The sequence below is a fragment of the Mammaliicoccus sp. Dog046 genome, from assembly GCF_034039665.1.
In the GTDB taxonomy this organism is placed as follows: domain Bacteria; phylum Bacillota; class Bacilli; order Staphylococcales; family Staphylococcaceae; genus Mammaliicoccus.
The window spans coordinates 918,690-930,598 of sequence record NZ_CP120131.1 but is presented as its reverse complement, the minus strand read 5'-3'; the positions used below and the strand labels follow the sequence as shown (position 1 = coordinate 930,598).

Below are 11,909 nucleotides of genomic sequence, written 5' to 3'. Positions count from 1 at the left end.
GCTTTAACCTCTCATTCTTTTCTTTAAAATCGCTTCTCCACGTTCAATCAATGCATCTTTATCAAGATCACTGAACGGTTCTAAAAATCGATTCGCTTTAGGATTCATATATAAGTCACTTAATGCGGATTCTAAAATTTCATTATCTTGAAGTAAATCATCGTTAAATTCATTCGCTAATGCAACGTCGGAATCTTGATCGAAGAATACATTCAATTGTTCTATAAATATAAAGTTCGTTTGATTTTCTTCATATTCTTGAATTAGTTCTATTACTTGATTGATTTCATCTTGCTTAAGCATTTCGTCATGTTTAACATAAACGTCTAATTGATAAAATGCTTTACCTTCAGTTCTTACACTGTCTTTAAATTTTTGTATTACTTCATATAAGGCGTGTTTGCCTTTCGCTTTTGTTTCAATAACTGCTTTTTCAAAACGTATGTACTGTGTCGGTCTAAATGTAGCTTCTAATTTAGATTCATCACCTTGAACGAGTAAATATCCTTTTTCACCTTTTTCTTTAAAGTGACGCGCTTGAATATTCCCTGGATAATGTACTTGTGATAATTCGCTAATCATCGCGCGTTCATGTATATGTCCGAGTGCCCAATAATGATATAATTTGCTGTTTAAATCTTCTAAATTAAATTCAGTGTATCTTTGTTTCACATCTGCTGCTTGTGCATAAGTACCATGTAAGACACCTATATGAATTCCTTTATTTCCCGTTGATTCAGGATATTCATCTACTTTATTTTCGTAACTTTGGTCTTTTTGATAACTAAATCCATGTAAATATACAACTTGCCCGTTTCTTGTAATTAATTGATAAGTAGAAACTTGATCACTGAATACAGTCACGTTATCTGGCCAAACTGTATGAACACCTACAGATAATGGGTCGTGGTTGCCATGAATAATATATACAAATATTTGTTCTTGCTCTAATCGTTTAAATTGCTCTCTTAAAAATACCTCTGCTCTTAATGTTCTATTATGTTGATCAAATAAATCTCCGGCAATTACGATGAAATCTACTTGTTCTTTAATTGCTTCATCAACAATTTTAGTAAAACTATAATATGCACTTTGTTTAACATCACTTAAAATTGAAGGACTTAAGTAATGTCGAGATTTAAAAGGACTATCAAGATGTAAATCCGCACAATGTATAAACTTAATCATTTACCCAACCTCTTTCAATATTCGTTCATTTTCTAAATGATTATATCCATATCACACTAGAGAATAATCAGATTTTATGACGGTTTATAGTGCTTTAATTTTACCATATAAAGATTCTATACGATACATTCGACATATAAGAAAACATTATTTTAAACATAAAAAAATATCGACAAAGTCATTGACTTTGTCGACATTTCTAAGACATTAAGCTTCTGGGTTTTCTTCTTCAAGACTACCGTAAATATCTTCTAATGGTTTCATGATAACACGGTTTAAATCTTGAATTAATTGACTCATAGCTTGTTCAGCTTGCATTAATTCTGCAATTGTTTCGTTTTGTTCAATTTCTTGAGCAGATTTTTGAGCTCTAGCGATATCTACTTCTGAAATTTCTTCGCCTTGCATTTGTTTCGTTTGTAATTCTAATTGAATTTCACGAAATTCTTCGAATAATTTTTTAGTTTCAGGGTTAGCGTTCACTTTTTCATATTGTTCTTTAATTTTGTTATATTCTTTACTTTCACGTAAAGTTTGTTCTAGTTCATTCGCTTTGTCGTAAATGTTTACTTCTGCCATAATAAATTCTCTCCTATAATCATAAATTGTATTTAGAATATCAATTCCAATAATACTGTATCATAATTTGAGCGCTTATACAAAAATAGCGATTATACCTTGGAATAAACCGATAATTCCACCTAGAACAAATCCTAATAATGTAATTAATTTTAATTCTTTATTTGAGATTTCAATCACTAATTTTTCTAAATGAGATAATTCAAATCGATCAATTTGATCTTTAATTAATTCTGCTAATTTCATACGTTCTAGAATTAAACTAATGTTATCTCCAATTTTTTGAATGACATAATTAATGAATCTCTCTGTACCTTCACCTTCCATATAAGTGAATAATTGTGGCGCTAATTCATGTAACGGTAAATTTAAGTATTTGTGCACATTTACGGATGATGTAAGTTCTTCTGAAATCACAGTTTTCGCTTGATCTTTACGGTCACTTGTTAATATTTCATCTAATGGTTTTGACATCCATTTCTGATATTCTGTTTGAACTTGTAAATCTATCATGTTCTTAATTTTATCTTGGCTAACAACGTTTCTTAGTTCTTTTTTTACTCTTGCAACAATGTCTTCAATTGTCATAAACATTTGAATCATGCCAACCATTTTCCCTTTTTGTTCGAAAAATTCTTCTATCATTGATTGAATATCTTGTTCACCTTTTTCAGACAATAAATATTCATCTATTTTATTTAGAATTTCTGGTGTGACACGATTAACTTGTGCATTTATTTTTTCATAAATTTCTTCTGGTATTAGACTTTGAATTTCGTCTTGTTTATGTGCATCATAATATTGATCCACTTTGTTTTTAATCGTTTCTTTCAGAGTGGCATTCAGCTTATCTTCTAATGGATAATCCACTCTATCTACAAAGTTTTGTATTGTATAGTTTTTCTCACGCAAAGTGTTAAATTGAACTTTAATTGTTTCTTCTAAAACGCTTTTTGTACTTGGATTAAGTAACTTCTCTTTAAACACTTCTGGAGTAAGCAAATGTTTAGTAACCATTTCTCCGACTTTTTCTGATAACTCATTTCTTCGTTTCGGAATTAAACCTGGTGTAAATGGTAATTTATAACCGAATACTTTCACTTCATGATATGGATGAAACAGCATCTTGATTGCGATAAAGTTGGTAAAACCGCCAATAAGCGCACCGATAACCATCATACTGAATATTGTTATAAATGTTGACATATAAATGCTCCTTTTAAAAAAGAGGCCGGGACATAAATGTCTCTGCCTCTATCTTTTTAACTTTTATTATACGAATAAAGATTGTGTTTTACGTAAGAAGTAAGTTTCTGCTTCACGTTTTTTAGCTGTTCCGAAGATAGGTTGACGTTCTTCATTCAATACTCTGTATAAATCTGATTTCTTGTTAGATTGTAAGATATAACCTGATTTAGCATCAAGTGTAACCCAATAAATATCACTTGTATTATCATGATTTGGATATGCACAGTGGTGACGAGAAATGATTTGAATAACTTCTAATGGATCACAACCAAATGTTGTATTCAATACGTCTGAATCTCTAAATAAAGCACATATTGACACACAAGTCGTCCAGTTTGGTAATACTCTCTCTTTTTCAATTTGTACTAATGTTTTCTTTGATAATCCAACTGTATTTGCCATAGTATCTTGCGTATAGCCTGCCTCTATACGAACCATTTTAAATTTTGTTTGGATTATTGTTGTAAAAGTCTGCTTATCCATCTATATCTACCTTTCTTCTTAATATATATTATTAATTAATTTAATATGTTGCAAAAATACACGATTTTTTCAAGCACAAGTATCATCATAATACATTTTGAAACAAAATAAAAGAGGGAAATTGAATTTCATAACAATTTCCCTCTTCTAATCATTAAAATATTAATTTTTTTCGAACTTTGTCTTTTCTCTTTCCGATAAAATCAAAGCACAAGCTGCATCTCCTGTGATATTTACTGCTGTTCTCGTCATATCCAGTAATCTATCAATACCAAGTATGATACCAATTGCTGCTGGATTTAAACCTACAGAAGTTAATACCATTGCTAACATCACGAGTCCTACACCAGGTACCCCTGCTGTTCCAATTGATGCAAGTACTGCAACAAGTACAACTGTAATCATTTGTACAAGTGTTAAATCTATACCAGAAACTTGTGCGATAAAGATTGTTGCTACCCCTTGCATAATCGCTGTACCATCCATATTGATTGTTGCACCTAATGGTTGTACAAAGGAACTGATTTCTTTTCTAACTCCCATTTCTTTTGTACATTCGAGAGAAATTGGTAAAGTTGCATTAGAACTTGATGAACTAAATCCAACTGTCATTGCTGGGAAGAATTTCTTAAAGAACCAAAATGGATTTCTTCCAGCTAATAATTTAACAGCACCACCATATATCACAAAGAAGTGTACTGCTAATGCCAATAATACAACAAAGAAGTACATACCTAATTGTTTAATTGCGCCAAATCCTGCATTTGTAAACGCCGTAGCAACGAGTCCAAATGTCCCAATTGGTGCAAAGTAATTCATAATCATCGTTACGATATACATCAGTATATCGTTGGTCTGCTCGAACACTTGCTTCACCGCTGCGACTTTCGTGCCAAGCGCAATCATTCCTATACCAATAAAGATGGCAAACGTGATAATTGGTAACATATCTTGTTCAACCATTGATTGCATTGGATTTTTCGGGAATAAATTGATAAGCGTTTGATCAAAGGTTTGATTTTCAGGTGCAGCTCCATCAGCCGATTTAGCTTTTTGTTCAGCACCATACTTTTTAACATCATCACTATTCATTAAATCTGATTGACCTACACCAGGTTTAAATACTAATGCGAGTAACATAGCGATGATAATTGCGATAGCGGTTGTACATAAGAAGAAAGTAACCGTCTTAAGACCAATACCACCTAATAGTTTTGGATCCCCAACACCAACAACGCCAAGAACGATTGAAACAAATACGACTGGAACAACAAGCATGAATATTAAATTAAGAAATATTTGACCGATAACATTAAACACATATTGATTTGCATGTTGTACAAAATCTGATCCCGCAAACATATTAAAAATGGAACCAACTGTAATACCGAGTACTAAAGCGATAACAATTTTTAAAGTTAAATTTTTCCTGACTTTCATATAACTCCCCCTGTTTTTAAAATTTGAAATCTATCTTCCATATTACATATTATACTTTAAGCGGTTTCATCTTGTAAATTTATTTTTTTAAAAGCATATAAAAAGGCAAGAAAATATTCTTATATAAATATTTTCTTGCCTGTAGTATTTTATATTTAATTTATTAAATGATGTTCCATTGCATAGACGGCAGCTTGCGTTCGATCAGACACTTTTAATTTATTTAATATATGACTGACGTGTGTTTTTATTGTCTTTTCTGACACAAACAATGTCTCTGCAATTTCTTTGTTCGTATTACCTTTCACCATTTCACTTAATACTTCAAGTTCTCTTTTTGATAATTTATTTTCTCTATGTGGCTTTTGCGTACTTTCAGAAATGATTGATTGTACTTTCGGATGAATTTTCTTTTCTCCATTTAAGACAGCTCTAATCGTTTGAATAAGTGCTTCAGGTTCGACGTCTTTAATTTCGTATCCATCCGCGCCTTTATCAAGAGCTGATATCACATGTTCTTCGTCGTAAAAACTTGTCAGCACTAATATTTTAATATTAGGATATTGTGATTTAACAATCCCTGTAATTTCTATTCCATTCATCTCTGGCATCACTAAGTCCAATAACACAACGTCTGGTAAATCGTTGTCTTTTAGATACTCTAGTAATTGATGCCCACTTGAGAAATCTTCTAATATTTCAAAGTCTTCCACAGTATCAATAAGAAATCTTAAACCTTGCCTTACGATATGATGATCATCTACTAATATCATTTTATAACTCATGTTGTTTCCCCAATCTATAATAACGGAATAATTACTTCAATTTCCGTTCCCTTATTTAATTCTGAATGAATGTCTATATGACCTTTAATCACTTGCGTACGTTGTTTTATATTTTTTAAACCATGTGTTGGACTATGGCTAATTTGATGACTATCAAAGCCAATACCATTATCACTCATTCGCAATTTAAATGTATGTTTGTTCTGTTCTAAATATATTTTAGCACGTGTTTGTCTTGAATGTTTTTTCACATTATTCAATGATTCTTGAATGATGCGATAAACATGTTCTTCAATTGTATTTGGCAAGTCAATTAAGCCTTCAACTTCAAACTCAGGTTCGACTTGAATATACTGACTATATTGTTTGATAGCTGCGATTAAACCTTGTTCAAGTCCGATTGGCTTCAATTGCCAAATCAAAGCCTTCATTTCATTCACGGCACTTTGACTAGTATCTTCAATCGTTTGAAAAGCATCTTGAGCCGCTTTTTGTTCAGTTATGCTTTTAGCTGCGTGCGCTGTAATCTTCAAAGAAAATAACATTTGATTAACAGAGTCATGTAAATCCCTCGCAAGCCGATTCCTTTCATTAATCCGTGCCGCTTCTTTCTCATGATCCGTAAGTATTATCCTTTTAATCGCAGAACCAATTTGAAAAGCAACCGATTCTAACAATTCCAAATCTTCTTCTGAATAGCGTTTTGTATTTGGTGTCGCGATATTTAACAAACCAAATTGTTCACTTCCAGATCTTAAAGGAACCGTCGCATGATGCGTAATTTCATCCGTTTTATCTTGATGTTCCTTAGTCGCTTTCACAATCCTAGAACACGTTATGATATTAGACGCTTTAGTTAACTTTTTATTATGATATGCCGTAACACACCAACACGTTCCTTCAGTCATATATTGGCAGTTATTATGCGTTAATGCAGGAGGTAAAGCATCTTCAGCAACTAACTCATGCTTGCCATCTTCATCTATAAAAAAGATCCAACCCGTATGAAAATTACTGCCATTCACTAATTTTTTTAGTGCGCCATGCATCATGCTATACATTTCTGTTTCTTCATTAAGAAATTCTGCAATTTCTTTTAACAGACTGGTGCGTGTTGGCTTCTCCATTTATATCACCTTTAACTTTTTATTGATTGATTGTCATTTTCACAAATACATCTTTGAATTTATATTGTAACATAATGCAATTTTAATCTTTAATTTCATTATACTCATACTAACAGTGTCTATTTATTTCATATCACTTAAAAAATATAATCCAGTTTCTTATAAAGCATATAATAATTAAACAAATTCCACTCCCTAGATTTCACATAATCTAGGGAGTGGGATTCTTATACTGCCTTTAACTTTTATTGATTATACGTAATGTTGTAAACATCGTGTCTACGGTCTCTTAAATGTCTTACTGTTCCGTTTTCTCTACCTCTTCGTAATACTTCTAAATCAATTTCACCTATCGCAACCATTTCAAGGTTTTCTCCTGTTTCACTAACGATTCCATCTCTAGCGAAACCATAATCTGATGGTGAATATATTGCTGAAGCACTATATTGAATATCCATGTTTTCTGTTTGTGGTAAGTTACCACATGTTCCTGATGTTACCGTATAAATTTGGTTCTCGATTGCGCGTGACATACAACAATATTTCACACGTAAATAGCTTTGTCTATCTTCTGTTGAGAATGGTGTGAATATGATTTTAGCACCTTTTTCAGTCGCAATTCTCGCCATTTCTGGGAACTCACTATCATAACAAATTTGGATAGCAATTTTCCCACAATCTGTATCAAATACTTCTACACCATTACCTGGTGAAACACCCCACCATTTTCTTTCATTTGGCGTAACGTGAATTTTATATTGTTTTTCAATTGAACCATCTCTTCTAAACAAGTAAGAGATATTATAAATATCTTCTCCTTCTTCAACGAAGTGTGATCCTCCGATAATGTTTATGTTGTATTTCATCGCAAACTGGTTGAACATATCAATGTATTGTGATGTATATGTTGTTAATTTACGGATTGATTCTGCTGGATTACTTTGTTCATCGAAACTCATTAATTGTGTCGTTAATAATTCTGGAAATACAATAAAATCACTATCTGCATCATATGCAACGTCTATAAAGTATTCAATTTGATTCGCAAATTCTTCAAATGAATTAATTTTACGCATCATGTAATTGACTGTACAAATTCTTACTGGTTCACTTGTCTTAAAGTGTACATTACTTCGCGCAATATAATCAGGATTGTTCCATTCCATTAAAGTAGCATATTTCATGCTTTTCACATCGTCATTTAAATAGTTTGGATTAATACGCATTAAAGTGAAGTCATTCATCAATTGGAATGTTAATACTGGGTCTTTAATACGGTGTTTAATTACGTTTTGCACGTATTCTCTTGGTGTCATTTCATCACTATATTCATGATAGTTAGGAATTCGACCACCGATGATAATACTCTTCAAGTTTAATTCATAAGCGATTTCACGTCGTGCTTCATATAATCTCGCACCGACTTTTACGCCTCTATATTCTGGATCAACCATTACTTCTATACCATATAGATTGTGTCCGTGATCATTATGGTTTGTTATGTAACCATTGTTTGTAATGCTATCCCATGTATGTCTATCATCATATTCATCAAAATTGATAATTAAAGATGAACAAGATCCGATAATTTTCCCTTCAAATTCAACAACAATTTGTCCTCTTGGAAACATACGCAAATGACTCTCTAAATGGCCCCTTTCCCATGGTTCCATTCCCGGAAAACATTTTTCTTGTAACGTAATAACATCGTCAATATCTTCAAATGTCATTTGACGTGTATTTATACTAACATTAAATTCATTATTCTCTATTGATTTTGACATGAATGATACTCCTCATCTATTTTTATTGTTATACTGATTATAACTTATTTTTAGTTACATTTTAATTTTTCCCGATTTTACGAGAAATATTCCTGGAGGATACTATGCAAATATTAATACCATCTAAATATGAAGGCAATACAATTGAAGAAATGTTCAAATCATTACATTTACCAAAGAAAGAATTACATTTTTTAAGAATGTCAAAAGAAATTACAATTAACGATCAAGCGAGCACTTTAAGAGATCAATTAAATGCTGGTGACAAACTTGATATACCTGTATTAAATGAAACGAGCCAATACGTATCAAGTTACCGATTAGCAGAAATCAAATACGAAGATGAATATTTAGCAGTCGTAGTTAAACCTAAAGGCGTAAAAACACATCCAAATGATTTAAAAGAAGCAAACACATTAATGAATCACGTCATATATACATTAGACTCAGACTATGCTGAACCTATTCATCGTCTTGACCAAGAAACAGTCGGCTTATTACTTGTCGCAAAACATCCAATTGCTAAAAAGATATTAGACCGTATGTTAGAAGACAGAAAAATTACGCGAACATATAAAGCGCAAGTCGATAGTTTGTTGCCATTGAAACCTCAAACAATAGACATGCCAATTGGTAAAGATAAATTCCATCCTAATAAACGACGCGTTTCACCTACTGGACAACGTGCAATTACGCACATTATAGAAAGTAACATGTTAGATGAACATACAGCAGAAGTGGAACTTAAATTAGATACAGGAAGAACCCATCAAATTCGTGTCCATTTAGCAGAAATCGGACATCCTGTTGTCGGAGATCCATTATATAATAATAGTAAATTACGACAATTAAAATTACACAGTTATAAAATAGAATTCGAGCATCCATTTAAAGATGAACTTATTTCTGTAACATTAGATGACTAAAAAAGAAGGCTGAGACAACTTGTCTCAGCCTTCCTTTTAATATTGGAATAAAGATATCGTGCGATTGATACCTAATCGCACGATATCTCAGCTCTAACCCCAAAGTCTTCGTGCGTTTGACCCTGAATCGCACGAAGACTTTACTATTACCTCAATCAAACTACCTTTTTAATCTTTCTTTAAATTTATTAAAGAATTGTCTTCTCTTACTTGTAACAGGTTGTCCTACTTTAATTTGACTTTTCCTGAAATTTTTCGTATTCATCATTGCTTCTTCCATTAACATTTGTTGTGAATTTATGCGTTTATTACCTGAATCATTATATTGATAGACACCTTTATTATTTTGTATGCGTCCTTTTAAACCGTCATTCAATTGTAAATCTAAATATGATTTTAATCTGCTCACAATTTGACTATCTAAAATTGGGAATAAGATTTCCACTCGTTTAATCATATTTCTCGTCATCATATCTGCAGAAGATAAGTACATTTTCTCTTGGCCATTATGATGGAAGTAATATATTCTTGAATGTTCTAAAAATCTTCCTACGATACTTATGACTTCAATATTTTCACTGACGCCTTTTATACCTGGTTTTAAGCAACATATACCTCTAATGATGAGTTTAACTTTCACACCACTTTGAGAAGCTTCGAATAATTTTTTTATTACTTTTTTGTCTGTAAGAGAATTCATTTTAGCAATAATTAATCCATTACCGTGTTCTTGATGTGATTGTATTTCTTGCTCAATATGTTCTACAAAGAAATCTCTTATTTCAAAAGGTGCTACAATCAGTTCATTATATTCAGGTTTTAATGAGTAGCCACTTAAATAGTTAAAGAAGTTTATCGCATCTTCACCTATTTTAGAATTCGTAGTAATAATACCCATATCAGTATAGATTTTAGCTGTTTTGTCATTATAATTTCCTGTACCTAAATGTACGAATGGTACTACTTTACCATTCACCTTTTTAATGACTAGCGTGATCTTACTATGTGTTTTAAGGAAAGTCATGCCATAAATGACATTACAACCTGCATCTTCTAACATTTTTGCCCATTGTACGTTGTTTTCTTCATCGAATCTTGCTTTTAATTCTACAAGTACAGTAACTTGCTTACCATTCTCAGCTGCATTTTTCAGTGCTTGAACGATTGGAGAATCACTGCTCACACGATAAAGTGTTTGTTTAATCGCTAATGTATTTGGATCTTCAGATGCCTCTTTAATAAAATCAACGATTGGCTCAAATGATTCATACGGATGATGAAAGAATATATCTCTCGTTCTAGCAAGATCATAAACATTTTCTTTATTAAGTGATGATGGGAATTGAGGTGTATATGGCTCAAATAGTAATTCTGGTAATAAATCTTCTAATTGGCCGACTAATGAGAATAAGACTGTTAAATCTAAAGGTCCATCAACTTTATAAATATCTTCATTGCTTAGCTCGAGTTCATTTCTTAAAAATAAACATTTAACTTCCGTGTCAATATGTCTACTATCAACCTCTAATCGAACTGCTGCACCACTTTTTCTTTCTTTTAAAAATCGTTCAATTTCAATTAGTAAATCTTCTGCCCCTTCTTCGTGTATCGATAAATCTGCATTTCTTGTCACTCTAAAAGTATATGTGTGAATGACTTCATAACCTTTAAATAATTCTTCAATAAATAAAGAAATGACATCTTCAAGAAATACAATATATTTATTATCTTCATATTCTAACTTAATAATTCTATCTACCAACACTGGTACCGGTACTATTGCAGATTTTATTTCACCATCATTTAATCTAATATCTACAAATAGATTTAACATTTTATTATTTAACTTAGGAAATGGTCGATATGCATCAATACCTAACGGTGATAAAGTTGGTAGTATTTCTGATTTGAATTGCCTGTTTAATTGTTCAATCAAAGCTTCTGGTAATCGTTCAGGCTGAGTAATATAAATATGATGAGACTTTAATGTGTTCTTCAGTTCATTAAATCTTTTATATTGCAATTCAACATTTTTTCTATTTTTTTCTTCAATACCAATTAATTGTTCTCTAGGTGTTAATTGAGCTTTATTTTCCTTTTCATTATAGTTCATTTTTACTTGGTCTTTTAATCCTGCAACTCTTACCATAAAGAATTCATCTAAATTTGAGCTATGAATCGCTAAAAACTTTAATTGTTCTAACAATGGATTTTGAGCGTCAATCGCTTCTTCAAGAACACGATAATTAAAGTCTAACCAACTAAGCTCTCTATTATTATAATAGTCTGGATTATCTAATAAGTATTGTCCATTTCGTGCTTCCATAATTATCTCACCCTTTGCAAATT

At 31.7% G+C, this 11,909-nt stretch carries 10 protein-coding genes; 1 reads left to right on the top strand and 9 read right to left on the bottom strand.

All coding sequences use genetic code 11. The annotated features are described in order from the left end of the window. Nucleotides 1-3: 3 nt before the first annotated feature. The 8 genes from P3U32_RS04700 to P3U32_RS04665 form a co-directional block, all read right to left on the bottom strand. Nucleotides 4-1,188 carry a metallophosphoesterase family protein gene (locus P3U32_RS04700; RefSeq protein WP_323704458.1) on the bottom strand — a complete coding sequence of 395 codons (1,185 nt, stop codon included), beginning with the start codon at nt 1,186-1,188 and terminating at the stop codon, nt 4-6. Nucleotides 1,189-1,395: 207 nt separating this feature from the next. Continuing rightward, nucleotides 1,396-1,767, bottom strand: coding sequence for a YlbF/YmcA family competence regulator (locus tag P3U32_RS04695; RefSeq protein WP_323704457.1), 372 nt, complete (start codon nt 1,765-1,767; stop codon nt 1,396-1,398). A 75-nt stretch (nt 1,768-1,842) separates the two neighbouring features. Further along, nucleotides 1,843-2,973, bottom strand: a complete 1,131-nt coding sequence (locus P3U32_RS04690) for a DUF445 domain-containing protein (protein WP_323704456.1) — start codon at nt 2,971-2,973, stop codon at nt 1,843-1,845. 66 nt (nt 2,974-3,039) lie between these two features. Then, complete coding sequence (locus P3U32_RS04685) at nt 3,040-3,498, bottom strand: XRE family transcriptional regulator XdrA (RefSeq protein WP_025904809.1); 459 nt, start codon at nt 3,496-3,498, stop codon at nt 3,040-3,042. Nucleotides 3,499-3,660: 162 nt separating this feature from the next. Beyond that, a complete protein-coding gene (locus P3U32_RS04680; RefSeq protein ID WP_323704454.1) occupies nt 3,661-4,938 on the bottom strand; it encodes a dicarboxylate/amino acid:cation symporter in 1,278 nt (425 codons plus the stop codon). 155 nt (nt 4,939-5,093) lie between these two features. Then, complete coding sequence (locus P3U32_RS04675) at nt 5,094-5,723, bottom strand: response regulator transcription factor (RefSeq protein ID WP_323704453.1); 630 nt, start codon at nt 5,721-5,723, stop codon at nt 5,094-5,096. Nucleotides 5,724-5,737: 14 nt separating this feature from the next. After that, nucleotides 5,738-6,850, bottom strand: coding sequence for a GAF domain-containing sensor histidine kinase (locus P3U32_RS04670; protein ID WP_323704452.1), 1,113 nt, complete (start codon nt 6,848-6,850; stop codon nt 5,738-5,740). Nucleotides 6,851-7,095: 245 nt separating this feature from the next. Further along, nucleotides 7,096-8,634, bottom strand: a complete 1,539-nt coding sequence (locus P3U32_RS04665; RefSeq protein WP_323704451.1) for a bifunctional GNAT family N-acetyltransferase/carbon-nitrogen hydrolase family protein — start codon at nt 8,632-8,634, stop codon at nt 7,096-7,098. A 104-nt stretch (nt 8,635-8,738) separates the two neighbouring features. Here P3U32_RS04665 and P3U32_RS04660 point away from each other — a divergent pair, with 104 nt between their 5' ends. Further along, entirely contained in the window at nt 8,739-9,560 is an 822-nt protein-coding gene (locus tag P3U32_RS04660) for an RluA family pseudouridine synthase (RefSeq protein WP_323704450.1), read from the top strand. A 160-nt stretch (nt 9,561-9,720) separates the two neighbouring features. Here the strand turns inward: P3U32_RS04660 and P3U32_RS04655 are convergent, their stop codons facing one another. After that, nucleotides 9,721-11,886, bottom strand: coding sequence for an RNA degradosome polyphosphate kinase (locus tag P3U32_RS04655; RefSeq protein ID WP_323704449.1), 2,166 nt, complete (start codon nt 11,884-11,886; stop codon nt 9,721-9,723). Nucleotides 11,887-11,909: the final 23 nt, after the last annotated feature.

Coding starts and splice junctions, on each gene's coding strand:
- P3U32_RS04700 (WP_323704458.1), bottom strand. CDS start 1,188: ATGATTAAGTTTATACATTGTGCGGATTTACATCTTGATAGTCCTTTT.
- P3U32_RS04695 (WP_323704457.1), bottom strand. CDS start 1,767: ATGGCAGAAGTAAACATTTACGACAAAGCGAATGAACTAGAACAAACT.
- P3U32_RS04690 (WP_323704456.1), bottom strand. CDS start 2,973: ATGTCAACATTTATAACAATATTCAGTATGATGGTTATCGGTGCGCTT.
- P3U32_RS04685 (WP_025904809.1), bottom strand. CDS start 3,498: ATGGATAAGCAGACTTTTACAACAATAATCCAAACAAAATTTAAAATG.
- P3U32_RS04680 (WP_323704454.1), bottom strand. CDS start 4,938: ATGAAAGTCAGGAAAAATTTAACTTTAAAAATTGTTATCGCTTTAGTA.
- P3U32_RS04675 (WP_323704453.1), bottom strand. CDS start 5,723: ATGAGTTATAAAATGATATTAGTAGATGATCATCATATCGTAAGGCAA.
- P3U32_RS04670 (WP_323704452.1), bottom strand. CDS start 6,850: ATGGAGAAGCCAACACGCACCAGTCTGTTAAAAGAAATTGCAGAATTT.
- P3U32_RS04665 (WP_323704451.1), bottom strand. CDS start 8,634: ATGTCAAAATCAATAGAGAATAATGAATTTAATGTTAGTATAAATACA.
- P3U32_RS04660 (WP_323704450.1), top strand. CDS start 8,739: ATGCAAATATTAATACCATCTAAATATGAAGGCAATACAATTGAAGAA.
- P3U32_RS04655 (WP_323704449.1), bottom strand. CDS start 11,886: ATGGAAGCACGAAATGGACAATACTTATTAGATAATCCAGACTATTAT.